Raw genomic sequence first — 18,164 nt, forward strand, 5'->3', positions numbered from 1 at the left:
AGAAGTGATGATCACCAGAACCCAGCCTGACCCTCGAAGCGGTTTCCGTGTCCCGGGCGGTATCTAGCCTCGATGGCGTTCACCCCCCAACCGCCCCGCGGTCCGGCCCTGGCCCGTCTCACCCTGCTGGCCGCGCTGGCCGGTGCCCAGCTCACCCTGGCGCAGCGGGCTGGGGTGGGGGATTTCGTGGTCATGGCCGCCCTCTCCTGGCTGGCCGGTGGTCTGCTCCTGCTCGAGCGGGAGGAGCAAGGCCAGGTGCCGCCCTTGGCGGCGATTCCCTGGTCCCGCTTCAGCGCTGGTGTGCTGCTGCTGCTCTGGGCCCTGCTGGCCCTCAGCTTTGCCGCCCGGCTCTACGACCCCCTGCTCTGGGGCCTCCCCCTGGCCAGCTTGGCCGGCCTGGCCCTGCTGGCGGGTGTGCCCTGCAGAGCAGCCCTGTTCGGCAAGCTGCTGCTGATCGGCGCGCTGCTGCCCCTGCAGGGGATCGTCAACGCCCTCTGGCCGGTGGAGCCCCTGGCGCTGATCACCGCCCGGTTCACGGCCTTCCTGCTCTGGCTGGTCGGCCGGCCGGCCTTTGCCGATGGCCGCCAGGTGATGCTCGACAACCAGATCCTGGTGGTGGATGGTGGCTGCACCGGCCACACCACCCTCAGTTTCTGCCTGGCCACCCTGGTGGTGCTGGTGGTGCTGTTTCCCCTTGGGAACCTCGGGCTACCCCCCGGGAGGCTCACGGGGCGCTGGTCACGCCTGGGGTTGGCCGCGCTGGCGGTGGCGCTGCTCCTGCTCGGGGTGATGCTGATCAACGCCGTGCGCATCGCCCTGCTCGCCTACACCCTCAAGGACCCCGGCCTGCAGGGCTGGCGCGCCTGGCAGAGCTTCGACTTCTGGCACAGCGGCGCCGGTGCCCAGCTGTTCGCCCTGCTGGCCAGTGGCCTGGTGTGCGGCGCCTACGTGCTGCTGCTCGAGTGGAACCTGCGGCGCCGGCGCCGGCGCCGCACCGGTTCGGGAGGGTCCGCCCCGTGAGCGTTCCTCGCGCGAGGGTCCGGCTCGGGCTGCTGTGGCTGCTGGCGGGCTGGGCCGCCCTGCTGTCGCTGGATGCCCTGATCCGGCCCGCGGCCGTTCACCCCGGCGCGGCGCTGCCCCAGCAGCTGCGGCGCGATGGTGTGGCCTACGGGCGGCTCGATCCGGCCCCTCCGCCGCCATCCCTTCCCCTGCCGCCGGGGGTGGTGCTGCTCGAGGCCGCCGACTACCGCCCCCTCACCGCGGCGGCGCCGCAGCCGCTGATCCGGCTGCGCCTCCTGGGCCACAGCCGCACGGGGGAGAGTGGCGTCTTCCCGCTGGCGGCGATCAGCCAGGCCCTGAACGCTCCGGCGGACGGAGCGGGTGCCTGTGTGGTGCTCGATGCCAGCGGGATGGTCACGCAGCGCTTCAGCTCGGAGTGGGAGCACACCACCTGGGTTCGCTCCCGCCCGGTGCCCCTCCACGAACGCCTGGCCTGGCTGGCCGGCCTGCGCCCTTACCGCGCCAACAGCTGCCTCTGGCAGAGCGCCTCAGCTCCCTAGATCCACATAGCGCCCGCCGTCCTGCCGCCGGTGGCGCTGGCGCCGCGCCTCCCGGCGGCTGAACTCGCTCACGCTGGGATTGGCCACCGCCGGATCCACATGGGCCACCTGCTGCCAGAGCTCCGGCGGTGCCCAGCGGACCCGGTGGTGGCCCTGCTCCGGCTGCACCACATGGCACCAGCGGCTCTGGCCGCAGCCGGCGCAGAAGAGCTCCTCGAGCCACTCGTTGCTCAGCACCAGCACCGGGTAGGCCTGCAGCACCAGCCGGGCCTTCTTCTCCGTCAATCCCCGCTGTCTGAGCTCCTCGGCCGTGAGCAGATGCAGGAAGTACTTGCGGCCGTTGCCGAGCAGCCGTTCATCGGGATGGGCCGGACACCACAGTTCGCGGCGGCGGGGGCGACGCCGCTGTCGCGTGGCGGGCGCCGGCAGGGCGCGCTCCGGTGGCATCAGGCTGGTATCGGGATTCTGGATGGATCCTCCCCAGACACGGGAGACGGAGGTGTGACGGCGGCTACCGAATGCTCCAGCTGCGCCGGCGGGCCCCAGGGCGAGGCCCCTGCCGCCGCCTTCAGCCCCTGCGGCCGCTACCGCTGGTGGCTGGAGCGCCACTGGGATCCCCGCGGGCCGCGGCTGATCTTCATCGGCCTGAACCCCTCCCGCGCCGATCACCGCCGCGATGACCCCACCCTGCGGCGCCTGGTGGGCCTGGCCCGCGGCTGGGGGTACGGGAGCCTCGAGGTGCTCAACCTGTTCGCCTGGATCAGCCCCACCCCCGCCGCCCTCTGCCGCCAGGCGGATCCGGTGGGTGCCGAGGCCGACAGCTGGCTGCTCCGCAGCCTCGCCCGCCATCCGCAGGCCCCCATATGGCTCGGCTGGGGAGCCCAGGCCGATCGCAGCGGCCGCAGCACCGAGGTGCTGGCCCTGCTGAACGGCCGTGAGCTCCGGGCCATCGGCCGCACCCGATCCGGCCAGCCCCGCCATCCCCTCTATGCCCCGGCCAGCGCCAGGCTGGAGCCCTGGTGCTGGCGCGATCCCTGGCTGCTGGGGCATCCTGGGCTCACCCGTCGTCAGCGTCCGGCCGCTCCCCCATGTCCCGCATCCCCCGGCGCTATGCCGTCCATCTGCACATGAGCGGCGGCCAGACCCAGTCGGTCACCTTCGCCACCCTCGAGGCGTTCCAGGAGTGGTACGGCGGCGTGCTCACGGCCTCCACGTCGGACACCTTCGTGAACGTGCCGATCGCTGACATGGAGGGGGAGTACCTGGTGGTCCGTCCCTCCGCGGTGATCGGCATCCATGTGGAGCCCCGGTTCAACGCCATCGATGATGAATGACCCCTGAGCGGCTGGGCCTGCTCTGGGGCATCACTGTCTTCGCCGGTGCCACGGCCCAGGCCCTGGCCTGGGCGACCGGTCTGCCCGGGGTGGTGCTGCTCCTCAGTGCCGGCCTGCTGATCGGCCGGGCCGGGCTGGGGCTGGTGGAGCCCCTCGACCTCGGCAACGGCCTCGAGACCATCGTGGGCCTGCTGGTGAGCCTGGTGCTGTTCGACGGCGGGCTGAACCTGCGCCTCCCCGCCGACGGCACCCGCCAGGCGGTGCTCCGCATTGCCGGAGTCCGGCTGGTGCTCGCCCTGCTGGGGGGGCTGGTGGTGGCCCATGGCCTGGCGGGTCTGAACTGGCCCCTGGCGGCGGTGTTCAGCGCCATCGTGCTCGCCACCGGGCCCACCGTCGTCAACCCCCTGGTGCGGCAGATCGGCCTGGCGCCACCCCTGGGCGAAGTGCTCGAGGGGGAGGGCCTGGTGCTCGAGCCGATCGGCGCGGTGCTGGCCCTGCTGCTGCTCGAACTGGTGCTCGGCAACCTGCAGGGTTGGCGGGAGCTCGCCTACGGCCTGCTGCTGCGGCTCGGGGGCGGCGTGCTGATCGGTGCCGCCAGCGGTTGGTTGCTCTCCGAGGCGCTCCGCCGCATCCCCGCCGTTCCCACCACCGGCGCTCTGCGCCTCCAGCTCACCCTCGGCACCCTCTTCCTGATGTTCACCGGCTGTGAGCAGCTGCTGGCGGAATCGGGCCTTCCGGCCGCGGTGGCCGCCGGCGTTGTGGTGGGTCGCCGCCCCGAGACCGATGCGGCCGAGCTCGACGCCCTGATCCGCCAGCTGGCCCAGCTGGCGATCACCATGCTCTTCCCGCTCCTGGCCGCCGACGTGAGCTTCGCCCAGCTCAGTCCGCTCGGCTGGGGCGGCGTGGCCTGCGTGCTGAGCCTGATGCTGCTGGTCCGTCCCCTGGCGATCGGTCTGGCCACCTGGGGCATGGGCTTCACCCTGCCGCAGCAGGCCCTGCTGAGCTGGCTGGCCCCCCGCGGCATCGTCACCGCCGCGGTGGCGAGTCTGTTCGCCATCCGCCTCGAGCAGGCCGGCGTGGTGGGCGCCGGCCGGCTCCAGGGGCTGGTGTTTCTGACCATCCTGCTGACCGTGGGCCTGCAGGGGCTCAGCGCCGGGCCGATCGCCCAGCGGCTCGGGCTGGTGCTGGTGGACGGCGAGGAACCCCGTCGGAACCTTGGCGAGCCCGCGCCTTCAGGGGCAGACGCTTCAGAGGCAGCGGCTGATCCGGGCGCGATCGTCGCCGCTGCGGTGGAGCAGCAGCCAGGTGGCCAGTAGGTCCGGGCCCTGCAGGCTGCCGAGCAGGGCGGCCCGCAGACTTTTCATGATCACGCCCTTCTTCACGCCGGCGCTGCTGGCTGCCGAGCTCAGCAGCTCCTGGGCCTGCCCGGCCTCCAGCGCACCCTCGGGAAGCTGCTCCAGCAGCGCGGCCAGGGCCGGCCGTGCACCGTCGCTGGCCAGCTGGGCCTGGGCCGCCTCGTTGAGCTCCGGCGTCGTGAAGAAGGGCTCGGCCTGGGCCACCCCATCGGCCAGCAGGGTCAGGGAGGGACCCAGCAGCTCGCAGAGGTCGGCCTGCCAGGCCGCGTCGGCCAGGGCCGGGCTGGTGCCGCCCGGCTCCCCCCAGCCCCTCGCCGCCCAGAGGGGACGCAGCTGATCCCGCAGCGCCTCGGGCCCCGCCTCCCGCAGCACCTGGCCGTTGAGCCAGTTGAGCTTGTCCCAGTCGAAGCGGGCACCGGCCCGGTTCACCCGCTCGAAGCCGAACACCGCGGCCGCCTCGGCCAGGGAGAACCGCTCCCCCATGCCCTCCGGCGGGGACCAGCCCAGCAGGGTCATGTAGTTCGCCAGGGCCTCCGGGGTGTAACCCATGCCGCGGAAATCGCTGATCGAGGTCACCCCATCCCGCTTGGAGAGCTTCCTGCCCTCCTGGTTGAGGATCAGCGGCGTGTGGGCGAAGACCGGAGCCTCCACGCCGAGGGCCTCGTAGAGCAGCAGCTGCTTCGCCGTGTTGGCGATGTGGTCCTCCCCGCGGATCACGTGGCTGATCGCCATGGCGGCATCGTCGACCACCACCACCAGGTTGTAGAGGGGATCGCCGATCCGGTCGGCCGGGGCGCGGCGGGCGATCACCATGTCGCCGCCCAGGTCGGAGCCCGACCATCGCATCGCACCGCGCACCAGGTCGGTCCAGCCGATCGTGCGCCCGTCGTCGATGCGGAAGCGGACCACCGCCTCGCGGCCCTCGGCGATGAAGGCCCGTTCCTGCTCGGGGCTGAGGTCGCGGTGGCGGTTGTCGTAGCGGGGGGCCAGCTTGCGGGCGGCCTGCTCGTCGCGCATGGCGGTGAGCTCGGCTTCGCTGGCATAGCAGCGGTAGGCCAGGCCCCGATCCAGCAGCTGCTGGATGGCTGAGCGGTGGACTTCCACCCGCTCGCTCTGGATCACCGGCTCGCCATCCCAGTCGAGACCCAGCCAGCGCAGGCCGTCGAGGATGTTCTCGGTGTACTCGGGCCGGCTGCGCTCGCGGTCCGTGTCCTCGATGCGCAGCAGGAACCTGCCCCCCTGGTGGCGGGCGAACAACCAGTTGAACACCGCTGTTCTGGCGGTGCCGATGTGCAGGGTGCCGGTGGGGCTGGGGGCGAGGCGAACGCGCACGGCCTCGCCGGTTGTCACCTGCCGGGATCCTGCCAAGGGATTGGTGGGTTGGGGAAGGGTTGGAACGGGACTGACGGGGCTCGAACCCGCAACTTCCGCCGTGACAGGGCGGTGCTCTAACCGATTGAACTACAGTCCCAGGCTGCCTTCTGGCCGTTCAGGCCTTGGGCGTCGCGCTTGAACCCTGGCGGGAAACCGAAGAGGGATCGGCCGGGTGGTGCGACTCGGAAAGTATCCGTGATCACTGGCCCCGTCGTCAACCGACCGGTGACGACGGGGCCAGGACCAGGCGTTTCTAGGGGCGGAATCCCGCCGGTTCGATCAGGCGAACCTGATTGCCCCGGGCCGTGAACTCACGACCCTGGTCGCTTTGAACCACGACACGGCCACCCGATTTCACCCGGATCACCCGGGCGCGGACCCAGCCCAGCGCTGCGGACTCAAGCACTTTGACCACGTCACCGGGTTGTAGATCCAACTCCATGTTCGGAACCACGAAACAGCAGGTGGGGACATCGAACGCGCCGTGGAGGACTTGAACCCCCGACATCAGGTTTTGGAGACCTGCGTTCTACCAACTGAACTAACGGCGCAGGGCCGATGTCCCCAGGGATTGAAGATGATGAGGGATGCTCCTGGCGGAGAAGTCCTCAGCGGTCGAAGCGTTGCTTGACCCGGGTGGCTTTACCCACCCGATCGCGCAGGTAGAAAAGCTTCGCCCGGCGAACCTTACCGCGCCGCTCGACTTTCACGAAAGCAACCTGGGGGCTGTGCAGCAGGAAGACCCGCTCGACGCCCACACCCTGGAAGATCCGGCGGACGGTGATGGTGGCGTTCAGGCCGCCGTGGCGCTTGGCGATCACCACGCCTTCGTAGGGCTGGACCCGCTCCTTGTTGCCCTCGCGGATCCGCACGCCCACCTTCACGGTGTCGCCCACGTAGATCTCGGGGAGCTCGCTCTTGAGCTGTTCCGCCTCGAAGGCACGGATCAGGTCGTGGGCGCTCAGCTTGCCGGTGGTCGCCTTCACGGGCTGCTCCTTCACGGCTGTCGCCGTTGCCGTCGCGGCGGTCGTGGCCTCTTCAGCGCCAGCGGTCTCGGCGGTCACCGCGTCCACGGCCTCCGCCGGGGCACTCCCGTTGGTCTGGGCTTCGTCTGTCTGATTGTCCTCAGCTGCCATCTCAGCTCCGCGTCGCCTGGCCAAACCGCCAGTGTACCGGCTGGGGGGTCACCCCCTCGGGCGCCCCCAGCTCCGGCGCAGCTTCTGAACAGCCATGCCGCCCCCGCTCACCAGCATCCAGAGCAGCCCCAGGCCGTTGAGCAGCACGTAGAGCGTTTCGCCGTTGGGGCCGAACCACTGGCGCAGCCACTCGCCCTCATGGAGCACCATCAGCCCGTGGGCCTGGTCGCGGCCCAGTCCTCCCCAGTCGCGCAGCAGCCGGTACCCCAGGCCCGTGCTCACCGTGAGCAGCAGGGGGAGCAGCACCACCGGGGCCAGCGCGGCATGGGCCTGGCGCAGGCGCTGGCTCAGGGACCGACGTTTCTTGGAGGTTTCGCGCGGCGCTGAGGCCTCGCAGGGCGCTGAGGCCTCGGGAGCATCGGCGGGGGGTGGGGATGGAGGCACGGCCGGCGAGCGGGGCGGCAGAAAGGGTGGCGGCATTGATAACTTGCAGGTTGACAGTCCCGCGTTGTTCCGCCTCGCCAGTCGATCCGAATGAACCTGTTTGCCGATCTGCTGGCCAGCACCAAGGCGGCCCCCACCAGCCCACCGGTCGTCGCCACCGGGCCCCGGATCCAGAAAGGCCGCCGTGGCGTGGAGGTGAAGTCGGCGCGGGAGATCGCCACGATGCGCCAGGCCAGCCACATCGTGGCGACCGTGCTGCGGGAAATCCTGGCAATGGCCGCACCGGGGATGACCACCGGCGACCTCGACGCCCACGCCGAGCGCCGCATCCGCGAGATGGGAGCCACGCCGAGCTTCAAGGGCTACCACGGCTTCCCGGCCAGCATCTGCGCCTCGATCAACAACGAGGTGGTGCACGGCATCCCCAGCACCAAGCGGGTGATCCAGCCCGGTGACCTGCTCAAGGTCGACACCGGCGCCTATTTCGACGGCTACCACGGCGACAGCTGCGTGACCATCTGCGTCGGCGAGGAAACCCCCGAGGAGGCCCGCCGCCTGGCCCGGGTGGCCCAGGAGTCGCTGATGCGGGGGCTGGCCCAGATCAAGGCCGGCAACACCCTGATGGACATCGCCGGCGCCGTGCAGGATCACGTCGAGGCCCACGGCTACGCCGTCGTGGAGGACTACACCGGCCACGGCGTCGGCCGGAACCTGCACGAGGAGCCCTCGGTGTTCAACTTCCGCACCCGAGACCTCCCCAACATGAAGCTGCGGCCCGGCATGACCCTGGCGGTGGAGCCCATCCTCAATGCCGGCAGCAAGGCCTGCCGCACCCTGCGGGACCGCTGGACCGTCGTCACCGTGGACGGCAGCCTCTCGGCCCAGTGGGAGCACACCATCGCGGTGACGACCGATGGCTGCGAGATCCTCACCGACCGGGATGGGTGATGGCCCGGACGTAGAGCCATCGCGTCAGGGTGGCCAGGGGCATCAGCACGTAGGTCAGCGGGTTCGGCGTGACGATGATCAGGTTGCATCCCAGCCGGGCCTGGAGCATCACCTGACCCGCCACGAAGTTCGGTGACATCACGCCGATCGGGTTGAGGGCCGAGCGGAACGGCCCGAGCACCAGGCGCCGGATCCTGAGGGCCGGAGCCAGATCGAGGGCCCGCAGGCTGAGCAGCTGCCCCAGCAGGCGCTTGCTGATCTCGTAGAGCGGGCTGAGCGCCGGCTGGATCTCGGCCTCCGAGGTGTTCACCCACACCTCCGGCGGGGGACGATCCGCCTGGTCCCGGTCGGGGTTGGGCCCGCGGCGTTCGGCCGTCACCGCAGCGAACAGCTCCAGCAGCCGCCAGCTGCTGAGGGCGTTGACCTCCAGAGACTCCCGGGTGGCCTCGGGGCTGCGGCGGTCGTGGACGTTGACGCCATGGTTCAGCACCAGCACATCCACCTCGGCCAGCAGGGGCCGCAGGGCCTCCTCCTCCCCCACCTGCCAGCAGATCTGGCGGAGCTTGAGGGACTCGCCGCCGTCATCGCCCAGCTCGAGGGCCGCCGCCGAGCTGCGCAGGGCGATCAGATCGGCACCCCGGCGGTGCCACTGGCGCAGCAGCGCCTGGCCCAGGGCCCCGCTGGCTCCGGTGATCGCCACGGTGGGTCGTCGGCCGCTGGAGAAGGCCCGGGAGTGCTCAGGATCCATCCGTTGATCCCCGGCCCCATCGACCGCAGAACTTTGCCGAAACTGGCACGACACCGGCATCGTGCGCCACCATGACCAGCATTCCGACCTGCCGTGTCCTCGCCTTCCTCAGCAGAGCTGCGTGCTGCATCCCGTTCCCTGCGAGCGTTCCCCCCAACCGTTCCCCCCGACCGAGTGACCTGCCGTGCTGATGGCCACCACCGATGACCAGGCTCTGACGAGCACGAACTCCGAGCCCCTGATTCCCCTGTTCGCCCCCTACTGCGGCGGGGTGTCGCAGCAGACCTCCCTGGAGGAGGCCGTTGCCCTGCTGCTGCACGGGGAGTGGTCCGGTGAGCGCAAGCTGGTCGGCGGCCGGCGCCATCTCTACCGGCTGCGCTGGACCGGCGAGCCGGCGCCCCTGGAGCAGCTCACCTGCCACATTCGCTTCCCGGAAGTTCCCTCGGTGGCCTACGACTTCGAACTCCAGGCCTATCAGCTGGTGCAGTGGCTGATGCTCCGCGAGGATCAGGAGCTGCCGGAAACCTTCTGGCGCTGGTTGCTGCTCGGCGTTCCCCCCGGCCACGTCAGCGAGGCGGGTCAGGCCAGCTGAGCCGCTGCCCTCCGCAGAGGACCCCGGCCTGAGGCACCCCCCTGACGCCCCCTAAATTGACGCCGGACAGCAGTCAGCAGCGAGGTTGATCGATGGCCCCCACCTTGCTGGTCGGCTCCTGTGAACCGTTCAGTGGTAAATCGGCCGTGGTGCTCGGGCTGGCCCGTCAGCTGCGGGCCCGGGGGATCGAGGTGCGCTTCGGCAAGCCCCTGGCCACCAGCCTGGAGACCGATGCCCCCCCTCCGCCCGGCGAACCCCTGGTCGATGCCGACGTGCGCTTCGTCGGGACCACCCTGGGCCTGGCCGAGGACCAGCTGATTCCCTCGCTCGATGCCCTCGATCCCGCGCTGGCGCGGGCCCGGCTGCTCGAGGGTCGCCTGGAGCCCGGCCCGGGCTTCGCTGCCCTGCGGCAGCAGCTCGAGCAGGCCCCGGACGGGATGGCCCTCCTGGAAGCGGCCGGCAGCCTCCACGAGGGACTGCTCTATGGCCTCAGCCTGCCCCAGCTGGCCCGGGGCCTCGATGCTCCGGTGCTGCTCGTCCAGCCCTGGGCCGACAGCCGCAGCGTGGATTCCCTGCTGGCCGCCCGGGCCGAGCTCGGAGACCATCTGGTCGGCGTGGTGCTCAACGCCGTCAACCCCGACGCGGTGCCGCAGCTGCGCGAAGACACGGTCCCGGCGCTCGAGCAGCTGGGGATTTCCGTGCTCGGGGTCATGCCCCGCAGCCCGTTGCTGCGCAGTGTCACCGTGGAGGAGTTGGCGCGCCGGCTGGGGGCCCAGGTGCTCTGCTGCCGGGATCGGCTCGATCTTCTGGTGGAGACCCTCTCGATCGGCGCCATGAACGTGAATTCCGCGATGGAATTCTTCCGCCGCCGCCGCAACATGGCCGTGGTGACCGGGGCCGACCGCACCGACATCCAGCTGGCGGCCCTGGAGGCCTCCACCCAGTGCCTGATCCTCACCGGCGCCGGCGATCCGCTGCCCCAGCTGCTCACCCGAGCCGAGGAGCTGGAGGTGCCGTTGCTGAAGGTGGAGCACGACACCCTCACCACCGTGGAGGTGATCGAGCAGGCCTTTGGCCATGTGCGTCTGCATGAGGCCGTGAAGGCCACCTACGCCTTCCGACTCGTCGAGGAACACTGTGATTTCGGTCGACTTTTCACCCGTCTACAACTGCCCGCGATGTCCCTCTAACGCTGCTAGTTTCACGGTGCAGCCTGCGGTCTCCTGGTGACCCGATCTCTGGATTTGCCGTCTCTGGATCGGATCGACACCCTTGCTCAGGAGCTGGCCATGCTCCAGGACCGCAGCAAACGGCGCATCGCCATTCTCGGCAGCCGCCACGTTCCGGTTGTCTCGATCCACCTCGTGGAGCTCGTGGCGCGCTCCCTGGCCCAGGAGGGGCACAACCTGATCACCTCCGGATCCCAGGGGGTGAACGCCGCCGTGATCCGCAGCGTGCTGGAGATCGATGCCGCCCGGCTCACCGTGCTGCTGCCCCAGAGCCTGGATCGCCAGCCGCGCGAGTCGCGCGACCAGCTCGATCAGGTGCTCCACCTGGTGGAGAAGCCGGAACACGACGAGCTGCCCCTGCCGATGGCCAGCAGCCTCTGCAACCAGGACATCATCAGCCGCTGTGACCAGCTGATCTGCTACGCCTTCCACGACAGCGAAACGCTGCTCTCCAGCGTCCGGCTCGCCGAGGACATGGGCAAGGTCGTGAGCCTGATGTTCTTCGACTGATCAGCTCTTCTTCGACCGATCAGCCCGCGCCGGCCAGCACGGCCTTGAGGCCCTCGCCGTAGAGCAGGGCGGAGCAGACCAGTCCCCCGGCCCACAGCACGCCGCGCAGCGGCGGCACGTTGGCGATGTAGGCGCCCAGGTAGGCCGCCCGCAGCAGGGGATGGAGCCAGGCGGCGGCCACGGCGAGCGGGCCCATCGCGCCGGCCACCAGGCACAGCAGGGTGGCCGGCGCGTGCAGGGTGAAGGCCTCGAAGCTGTTCTGGTGCGCCCAGCTGGCCCGCTGCCCCCAGGCGGGCAGCCGATCGAACATCGCGCGGGGGGCCTGCAGGTCCGCCAGGGTGAAGTCGGCCTGCGAGCGGGCCGCCCCCAGGGGCACCGTGCTGAGCACGACCACCGCTCCCGACAGCAGCAGGGACCAGGCAAAGGCGGCGCTGGGAGTGCTGGAGAGCATGGCGGTGGGTCCGGAGAGCCCGGCAGGGAGTGACCATGATCTCAGCCCCCCCAGCACAATGGGGATGACCCCGGTGAGCGAGACCGCTGCGGGTCTGCCCGTGCCTCCTGCGATGACCAGCCGATCCGCCCTTCCTGCGGCCGCCCCTCCCAACTGGGTCGACGACCGTCACCCCCTCGGGCGCCTAATCGCCGGCCTGCTCGCGGTCGAGCCGCTGCGCCGCCTGCTGTTTCTCCAGGCCCGTCGGCTGATCATCCGCACCGCGGAGCGGCGGGGCATCGCCTGGCGGGCGCGCCGGGACGAGCTCCAACGCCTGGCCGAGCCCCTGCTCGCGCCCAGCCGCAACGGTGCCACCACCGCGCCGGCCTATTACCACGCCCGCTTCCACGCCTACCAGCAGGGCAATCTCTGCTGGGCGGCGGCCTGCGAAGCCGAACAGGCCACGGATGCGATGGCGTTGCGGGTCTGGCCGCGGGAGGAGCTGAGCCCGGAGCAGGCCCAGACCCGCCTGCGCCAGGCGATCTTTGCGGCGATCGAGCCGAGCCTGGCCGGGCGCAGGGTCAGCGAGGTCCTCGACATGGGCTGCTCCGTGGGGGTCGGCACCCTGGCGCTCAAGCGCTGGCTGGATGCCCGTGAGGGGCGCCCCGTGGCCGTCAGCGGGCTGGACCTCTCGCCGCAGATGCTGGCGGTGGCCAGGGTTCGGGATCCCGAGGGCCTTGTCTGCAGCTGGCACCATGCGGCGGCGGAGGCCAGCGGGCTCCCCGGCGCCAGCGTGGATCTGATCACGCTGCAGTTCGTCTGCCATGAGCTGCCGGCGCAGGCCACCCGGGCGGTGCTGCGGGAGTCGGCCCGCCTGCTGCGGCCCGGGGGGGTGATCGCCCTGGTGGACCAGGATCCGGACTCGGCCGTGATCCGACGCCTGCCCGCCCCGATCGCCACCCTGCTCAAGAGCACCGAGCCCTACCTGGAGGATTACTTCCGGCTCGATCTCGCCGCGGAACTCTGGGCCGCCGGCTTCGAGGCCGTGCGCCGAGAGGCCTGTGATCCGCGCCATCGGGTGCTGGTGGCGACCAGGGGGGCGGGGTCCTGAGCCGTTTTCTAGGGTGGGCACCGAGCGCCCCTGATGCCGGAGCCCATGGCTGACACCTTTTCCTTTGATGTGGTCTCGGATTTCGACCGGCAGGAACTGGTGAACACCATCGACCAGGTGCGCCGGGACGTCGGCCAGCGCTACGACCTCAAGGATTCCGGTACCGAGATCGAGCTGGAGGAGACCAGCCTCACGATCACCACGGCCAGTGACATGACGCTCCAGGCCGTGGAGGACGTGCTGCGGCAGAAGGCGACCAAGCGCAACCTGTCGCTGAAGATCTTCGACTTCCAGTCGCCGGAAGCCGTGGGGGGCAACCGGGTCCGGCAGGTGGTGACCCTGCGCAAGGGCCTCAGCAAGGAGCTGGCCAAGGAACTCAGCAAGACCGTGCGCGACAACCTCAAGAAGGTGTCGGTGGCGATCCAGGGGGAGAGCCTCCGGATCACCGCCAAGAGCAAGGATGATCTCCAGGCGGCGATCCAGCTGCTCAAGCAGCAGGACGTGGAGGTGCCGCTCCAGTTCGAGAACTACCGCTGAGCCAGGCCAGGGCTGCCCAGCCTCAGGGGCTGCGGACGATTCACGCACTGACCCTGCGGCATCTTGCGGTGGGGGCGTTAAGAGGTAAGGCCTCTTGACAATACTTTTCGGAGTGTTTCTTGGCTACCGCGCGCGTCAAGCCCGCAGCGCCATTGGGAATTAGGAAAAGCTGATCAGTGCCGCTTTTTTTTCTTCCTGGCCACAGTTCCGTTGGCCTGTTCGGTACGGTGAGCGCCAAGCATCCCTTGAGTTCATCGATGAGCGAATTCGTCATCAGCGGTCTTCCCGGCTGGATCAGCAAATCCGAAAAGGAATCTCGAAAAGCGTCCAGGCTGACACTTTTGGGCAATGCCCGTACCTGGGCCGGGCAGCCTGTGGTCGCCAGAGTCAAAATCAAGGCCAAAGGCAAAAATGGCGATGGCGACGTCAACAGGGTCGTCGTGAATCGGGCCATGGCGGCCAGCTGGACCTACAAGGGCAATGCCGACAAGGACACGATCATCTTCGGTGCCCAGGCTGGTGCCATCACCAAGCGCACGAACAGCGTCATCGACTTCGGCAATGACAAGGTTCGCGACACGTTCGCCTTCACCAACAACACCCGCTTCCACGGTCCCTTCAATCACATGCAGAGGTATGTGATCAGGAACTTCGGCAAGCAGGATGTGGTCAAGCTCAACAACATCGGCAAGACCCTCCGCTTCAAGGACCTGCGCAGCTATGGCAACGGCGTGTACGGGTTCAACGGTGTGCCGCTCGACAAGCTGCGCATCACCCTCACGCCCGATCAGGCCTGATCCCCCTGCAGCCTGAATCCCTGCGCTGAGCCATGCTCTGATCGGGGCCACCAGCAGCCCTGAGGTTGGAGAGCCTGCGCGTCCATGGGTTGGCGGTTCTGGATCGACCGGGGGGGCACCTTCACCGATGTGGTGGGGCTCGACCCCCTGGACGGGCTTCACGTTCGCAAGGTGCTCTCCCGCCAGCCCGAGCGCTCCGGCGACCCTGCCGTGCGGGCGATCCGGGAGCTGATCGGGCAGGAAGCGATCCCCACCGAGGTCCCCACCGAGGTCCCCACCGCGATCCTCACGGTGACCTCCATCGACGAGGTGCGGCTGGGCACCACCGTGGCCACCAATGCCCTGCTGGAGCACCACGGCGCCCCGGTGCTGCTGCTGATCAACCGTGGCCTGGCCGATCTGCTGCAGATCGGCGACCAGCACCGTCCCGACATCTTCGCCCTGGCGATCGAGCGGCCCCGCCCCCTGCAGGTGCGCGTGCTGGAGGTGGAAGGGCGCCTGGCCGCCGACGGCAGCGAACTCGAGCCGCTGCGGCTCGACGACACGCTGGCAGCCGAGCTCAGGGCCGCCCGCGCGGCTGGCTACGGCAGCTGCGCCGTGGCCCTGCTGCACGCCTGCCGCAATCCGGAGCATGAGCGCCGGCTGGGGGCCTGGCTGGAGGGCCTGGGCGTCACGCGGCTGGCGCTCTCCCACCAGCTCAGCCGCCAGCCCCGGCTCGTGCCCCGGGGCCACACCACCCTGGTGGAGGCGGCGGTGGCGCCGGTGCTCGACGCCTACCTGGAGCAGGTGCGCCGGGACCTCGGAGCAGGGCCGCGGCTGCGGGTGATGCGCTCCAGCGGCTCCCTGGCTGCCCCGGAGCTGCTGCACGCCAAGGACACGATCCTCTCCGGCCCCGCCGGCGGCATGGTGGGGGCGGTGGCGGTGGCCGAGCAGGCCCTGGCGGCGGCGGGGGAGGCGCCCCGGCCGGTGGTGGGCTTCGACATGGGCGGCACCTCCACCGACGTGTTCCACTTCGATCCGGCCCTCGGCGCCCTGGCCTGGGAGCGCCAGCCGGAAACGGAGGTGGCCGGCCTGCGGCTGCAGGCGCCGATGCTGCCGATCCACACGGTGGCCGCCGGTGGCGGTTCGATCGTGCGCTTCGAGGGCCAGCGGCTGATCGTGGGTCCTGACTCCGCCGGTGCCGACCCCGGCCCGGCCGCCTACCGCCGCGGCGGCCCGGCCACCATCACCGATGCCAATCTGCTGCTGGGCCGGCTGCCTGCCGCCGCCCTGCCGCCGGTGTTCGGCCCCGGCGGCGACCAGGGCGCCGATCCAGAGGCGGCGCGGGACCGCTTCGCCTCCCTGGCGGCCCGGATGGGCGCCGCGCCCGGGCAGAGCGGGGCCGCCATCTCGCCCGAGCGGGTGGCGGCCGGGGCCCTGGCCATCGCCATCGAAACCATGGCCGGTGCCATCCGCCGCATCTCGATCCAGCGCGGCCACGACCTGCGCGGCGCCCTGCTGGTGAGCTACGGCCGGGCTGGCGGTCAGCACGCCTGCCGCCTCGCCGAGGCCCTCGGGGTGAGCCAGCTGCTGCTCCATCCCCTGGCCGGGGTGCTCTCCGCCTATGGCATCGGACGCGCCGAGCAGCGGCTGCTGCTGGAGCGCTCCCCCCGCTTGCCCCTCGATGGCCGCACCCTGGAGGACCTGCGCTGCCGGGCGGAGGCGCTCACCGCGCAGGCCCGCGCCGATCTGCACCGGGCCGGAGACCTGGCTCCCGGCGAGTCGGGCCGGGTGTGGTGGCGGCTGGAACTGCGTTTCACCGGTAGCGAGCAGGGGCTCGTGGTGGCCTGGGAGCCGTCCGCCGAGCTGGAGGAGCTGCTGGAGGCCTTCGGCCGCAGCCACCAGCGGCGCTTCGGTTACCGGCCGGCCTTCACCGCCGCCGATCTGGTGGTGGAGCGGCTGCTGGTGGAGCTGGCCGAACCCCTGAGGAGCCCACCGCCGCCCCTTGTGGCGGCCGACGCTGGTGAGGCGCTGCCCGGGCCGGGGGAGCCGGTGGGGCCGGGAGAGCCAGAGGCCGGTGTGCCCACCGTGCCGGTGTGGCTGGATGCGGATCAGGGGCCGCAGCCGGTGCCCCTGTGGCAACGCTCGCAGCTGCGGCCCGGCCAGGAGCTGCAGGGGCCTGCCCTGGTGCTCGATCCCACCAGCACGACCCTGCTGGAGACCCACTGGAGCGGGCGGGTGCTGGAGGACGGCGCCCTGCTGCTGCGGCACCAGCCACCCGGTCCGGACAGCGCCACCATCCCGTCAAGCACTGGCACCGGCACCAGCTCGGGCACTCCGCAGCTGTCCGATCCGCAGGCTGCGGCCGCCGAGCCCCCCGATCCCACCCTGCTGGAGCTCTACAACCATCGCTTCTCGGCCATCGCCGAGCAGATGGGGGTGCAGCTGCAGCAGAGCGCCCGCTCGGTGAACATCCGCGAGCGGCTGGATTTCTCCTGCGCCGTGTTCGACGGCCGCGGCCGTCTGGTGGCCAATGCGCCCCACATCCCGGTGCACCTGGGCTCGATGGGCGAGAGCATCGCCGCCCTGCTGGCCGCCATCGCGGCCGGCCGCCGGCCGCCCCTGGGGCCGGAGGACGTGGTGCTCTCCAACAACCCCTACGACGGCGGCACCCATCTGCCGGACATCACCGCGATCACGCCGGTGTACGTGGACGACGCAGCCGATGCCGGCGCGCCGCTGTTCTATGTGGCCAGCCGCGGCCATCACGCCGACGTGGGCGGCATCACCCCCGGCTCGATGCCGGCCTTCAGCCGCCGCATCGAGGAGGAGGGGCTGCTGCTCGACAACTGTTCCTTCCTGCGCGCCGGACGGCTCGATGAGCGGGCCTGGCTGGAGCGCTTCGGCGAGGGTGAGCATCCCGTGCGCGATCCGGCTCAGCTGCTGGCCGACCTCAAGGCCCAGGCGGCCGCGAACCGGCTCGGGGTGCGGGAACTGTTGCGGCTGCTGCGGCTGGCGGGGCAGGCCGAGGTGGAGGCCTACATGGGGCATGTGCAGGCCAATGCCGCCGAGGCGGTGCGCCGCACCATCGAGCGCCTCCAGCCGGGGCATGCCGCCGTGGAGCTCGATGACGGCAGCCACATCCGCGTGGCCGTGAGCCTCGATCACCGCCGCCGCCGCGCCCGCATCGACTTCAGCGGCACCTCGCCCCAGCAGGACGGCAACCACAACGCCCCGCTGGCGATCACCAAGGCCGTGGTGCTCTACGTGTTCCGTTGCCTGGTGGGTGAGGACATTCCCCTCAACGCCGGTTGCTTCGAGCCCCTCGAGCTGGTGGTGCCGGAGGGCTCGCTGCTGCACCCGAGGCCGCCGGCGGCCGTGGTGGCGGGCAACGTGGAGACCTCCCAGGCCCTGGCCAATGCCCTGTTTGCCGCGCTCGGTGTTCAGGCGGCGGCCCAGGGCACGATGAACAACCTCAGCTTCGGCAACGAGCGTTTCCAGTACTACGAGACGATCTGCGGCGGCAGCGGCGCCGGCCGCGATCTCCGCGGCCGCGGCTTCGCCGGAGCCTCAGCCGTGCAGACCCACATGACCAATTCGCGCCTCACCGATCCTGAGGTGCTGGAGCAGCGCTTCCCGGTGCGGCTGGAGAGCTTCGCCATCCGCCGCGGCTCCGGCGGGGCGGGCCGCTGGCCCGGGGGGGATGGGGTGGTGCGCCGCCTGCGCTTCCTGGCGCCGATGACGGTGGACCTGCTCAGCGGATCCCGGCGGATCCCGCCGGCGGGGCTGGCGGGCGGCGGTGACGCCCAGCCCGGAACCAACCGGATCGAGCGGGCCGATGGCCGTGGGGAGCCGCTGGGTGGCCGGGTGGAGCTGAAGGTGCAGCCGGGCGATGTGCTGGTGATCGAGACGCCTGGCGGAGGTGGCTACGGGGCCGCCGAGCCATGGCAGGAGGCTGTTGAACAGGAGGTTGTCAACGACTGTCTGATTGCCTGAGCTGCGGGCTGACAAGCCTTGCCCTGCGGGCTATGTTCGGCTCATGACGGGTGCACGGGCTGGGCTTTGGAGCCCAGCCTGATGT

20 protein-coding genes and 2 tRNA genes are annotated in these 18,164 nt (G+C 70.7%); 13 read left to right on the forward strand and 9 right to left on the reverse strand.

Annotated elements, in window-relative coordinates:
• Nucleotides 1–72 precede the first annotated feature (72 nt).
• Together ACLD7X_RS04445 and ACLD7X_RS04450 are read left to right on the forward strand one after the other, a co-directional pair.
• Nucleotides 73–1,020, forward strand: coding sequence for an archaeosortase/exosortase family protein (locus ACLD7X_RS04445; RefSeq protein ID WP_411422282.1), 948 nt, complete (start codon nucleotides 73–75; stop codon nucleotides 1,018–1,020).
• Nucleotides 1,017–1,559 carry a pyocin knob domain-containing protein gene (locus ACLD7X_RS04450; protein ID WP_411422283.1) on the forward strand — a complete coding sequence of 181 codons (543 nt, stop codon included), beginning with the start codon at nucleotides 1,017–1,019 and terminating at the stop codon, nucleotides 1,557–1,559. Before ACLD7X_RS04445 ends, ACLD7X_RS04450 begins: the two co-directional genes overlap by 4 nt.
• Here ACLD7X_RS04450 and ACLD7X_RS04455 read toward each other — a convergent pair.
• Nucleotides 1,548–2,006, reverse strand: coding sequence for a hypothetical protein (locus ACLD7X_RS04455; RefSeq protein WP_411422284.1), 459 nt, complete (start codon nucleotides 2,004–2,006; stop codon nucleotides 1,548–1,550). The genes ACLD7X_RS04450 and ACLD7X_RS04455 overlap by 12 nt on opposite strands.
• Nucleotides 2,007–2,060: 54 nt before the next feature.
• On the opposite strand from ACLD7X_RS04455, the gene ACLD7X_RS04460 reads away from it, so the two are divergent.
• Genes ACLD7X_RS04460 through ACLD7X_RS04470 form a run of 3 tightly spaced genes read left to right on the forward strand, consistent with a single transcriptional unit; the run spans nucleotide 2,061 to nucleotide 4,209 of the window.
• Nucleotides 2,061–2,690, forward strand: a complete 630-nt coding sequence (locus tag ACLD7X_RS04460; RefSeq protein WP_411422285.1) for a DUF1643 domain-containing protein — start codon at nucleotides 2,061–2,063, stop codon at nucleotides 2,688–2,690.
• Entirely contained in the window at nucleotides 2,648–2,893 is a 246-nt protein-coding gene (locus tag ACLD7X_RS04465; protein WP_411422286.1) for a hypothetical protein, read from the forward strand. The genes ACLD7X_RS04460 and ACLD7X_RS04465 overlap by 43 nt, the downstream gene beginning before the upstream one ends.
• Complete coding sequence (locus tag ACLD7X_RS04470; RefSeq protein WP_411422287.1) at nucleotides 2,890–4,209, forward strand: cation:proton antiporter; 1,320 nt, start codon at nucleotides 2,890–2,892, stop codon at nucleotides 4,207–4,209. Before ACLD7X_RS04465 ends, ACLD7X_RS04470 begins: the two co-directional genes overlap by 4 nt.
• On the opposite strand, the gene gltX is transcribed toward ACLD7X_RS04470, so the two are convergent.
• The 6 genes from gltX to ACLD7X_RS04500 all read right to left on the reverse strand — a co-directional run bounded on the left by gltX (nucleotide 4,141) and on the right by ACLD7X_RS04500 (nucleotide 7,238).
• Entirely contained in the window at nucleotides 4,141–5,580 is a 1,440-nt protein-coding gene (gene gltX, locus ACLD7X_RS04475; protein WP_412006827.1) for a glutamate--tRNA ligase, read from the reverse strand. The genes ACLD7X_RS04470 and gltX overlap by 69 nt on opposite strands.
• Before the next feature lie 65 nt (nucleotides 5,581–5,645).
• A tRNA-Asp gene (locus ACLD7X_RS04480) sits at nucleotides 5,646–5,719 on the reverse strand.
• Nucleotides 5,720–5,875: 156 nt separating this feature from the next.
• Entirely contained in the window at nucleotides 5,876–6,064 is a 189-nt protein-coding gene (locus ACLD7X_RS04485) for an SH3 domain-containing protein (protein WP_006043540.1), read from the reverse strand.
• A 36-nt stretch (nucleotides 6,065–6,100) separates the two neighbouring features.
• Nucleotides 6,101–6,173, reverse strand: a tRNA-Trp gene (locus tag ACLD7X_RS04490).
• Between the two features lie 57 nt (nucleotides 6,174–6,230).
• On the reverse strand, nucleotides 6,231–6,587 hold the full coding sequence (gene rplS, locus ACLD7X_RS04495; RefSeq protein WP_411422333.1) for a 50S ribosomal protein L19: 357 nt from the start codon (nucleotides 6,585–6,587) through the stop codon (nucleotides 6,231–6,233).
• Between the two features lie 219 nt (nucleotides 6,588–6,806).
• A complete protein-coding gene (locus tag ACLD7X_RS04500; RefSeq protein ID WP_411422289.1) occupies nucleotides 6,807–7,238 on the reverse strand; it encodes a hypothetical protein in 432 nt (143 codons plus the stop codon).
• Between the two features lie 54 nt (nucleotides 7,239–7,292).
• On the opposite strand from ACLD7X_RS04500, the gene map reads away from it, so the two are divergent.
• Nucleotides 7,293–8,150 carry a type I methionyl aminopeptidase gene (map, locus tag ACLD7X_RS04505; RefSeq protein ID WP_411422290.1) on the forward strand — a complete coding sequence of 286 codons (858 nt, stop codon included), beginning with the start codon at nucleotides 7,293–7,295 and terminating at the stop codon, nucleotides 8,148–8,150.
• Here the strand turns inward: map and ACLD7X_RS04510 are convergent.
• Nucleotides 8,131–8,898: an NAD-dependent epimerase/dehydratase family protein gene (locus ACLD7X_RS04510; RefSeq protein ID WP_412006829.1), complete on the reverse strand. Its 768-nt coding sequence runs from the start codon at nucleotides 8,896–8,898 to the stop codon at nucleotides 8,131–8,133. The genes map and ACLD7X_RS04510 overlap by 20 nt on opposite strands.
• A 190-nt stretch (nucleotides 8,899–9,088) precedes the next feature.
• On the opposite strand from ACLD7X_RS04510, the gene ebsA reads away from it, so the two are divergent.
• The 3 genes from ebsA to ACLD7X_RS04525 all read left to right on the forward strand — a co-directional run bounded on the left by ebsA (nucleotide 9,089) and on the right by ACLD7X_RS04525 (nucleotide 11,229).
• Nucleotides 9,089–9,490 carry a type IV pilus biogenesis protein EbsA gene (gene ebsA, locus ACLD7X_RS04515; RefSeq protein ID WP_411422292.1) on the forward strand — a complete coding sequence of 134 codons (402 nt, stop codon included), beginning with the start codon at nucleotides 9,089–9,091 and terminating at the stop codon, nucleotides 9,488–9,490.
• 92 nt (nucleotides 9,491–9,582) lie between these two features.
• Nucleotides 9,583–10,680 carry a phosphotransacetylase family protein gene (locus ACLD7X_RS04520; RefSeq protein WP_411422293.1) on the forward strand — a complete coding sequence of 366 codons (1,098 nt, stop codon included), beginning with the start codon at nucleotides 9,583–9,585 and terminating at the stop codon, nucleotides 10,678–10,680.
• A 36-nt stretch (nucleotides 10,681–10,716) separates the two neighbouring features.
• On the forward strand, nucleotides 10,717–11,229 hold the full coding sequence (locus ACLD7X_RS04525) for a DNA-processing protein DprA (RefSeq protein WP_411422294.1): 513 nt from the start codon (nucleotides 10,717–10,719) through the stop codon (nucleotides 11,227–11,229).
• A 19-nt stretch (nucleotides 11,230–11,248) separates the two neighbouring features.
• Here ACLD7X_RS04525 and ACLD7X_RS04530 read toward each other — a convergent pair whose 3' ends face one another.
• A complete protein-coding gene (locus tag ACLD7X_RS04530; RefSeq protein ID WP_412006830.1) occupies nucleotides 11,249–11,680 on the reverse strand; it encodes an MAPEG family protein in 432 nt (143 codons plus the stop codon).
• Nucleotides 11,681–11,744: 64 nt separating this feature from the next.
• On the opposite strand from ACLD7X_RS04530, the gene ACLD7X_RS04535 reads away from it, so the two are divergent.
• From ACLD7X_RS04535 to ACLD7X_RS04550, 4 genes are all read left to right on the forward strand, one after another.
• Entirely contained in the window at nucleotides 11,745–12,770 is a 1,026-nt protein-coding gene (locus ACLD7X_RS04535; RefSeq protein ID WP_412006831.1) for a class I SAM-dependent methyltransferase, read from the forward strand.
• Between the two features lie 45 nt (nucleotides 12,771–12,815).
• The gene (locus ACLD7X_RS04540) at nucleotides 12,816–13,307 is read left to right on the forward strand and encodes a YajQ family cyclic di-GMP-binding protein (RefSeq protein WP_411422297.1); all 492 of its coding nucleotides are present in this window, start codon (nucleotides 12,816–12,818) and stop codon (nucleotides 13,305–13,307) included.
• 257 nt (nucleotides 13,308–13,564) lie between these two features.
• Nucleotides 13,565–14,104 (forward strand): hypothetical protein, encoded by a 540-nt coding sequence (locus tag ACLD7X_RS04545; RefSeq protein WP_411422298.1) that lies wholly within the window; start codon nucleotides 13,565–13,567, stop codon nucleotides 14,102–14,104.
• Nucleotides 14,105–14,188: 84 nt separating this feature from the next.
• Nucleotides 14,189–18,079, forward strand: a complete 3,891-nt coding sequence (locus ACLD7X_RS04550) for a hydantoinase B/oxoprolinase family protein (protein ID WP_411422299.1) — start codon at nucleotides 14,189–14,191, stop codon at nucleotides 18,077–18,079.
• Nucleotides 18,080–18,164: the final 85 nt, after the last annotated feature.

The organism is Aphanothece microscopica RSMan92, assembly GCF_046613545.2.
In the GTDB taxonomy this organism is placed as follows: domain Bacteria; phylum Cyanobacteriota; class Cyanobacteriia; order PCC-6307; family Cyanobiaceae; genus NIES-981.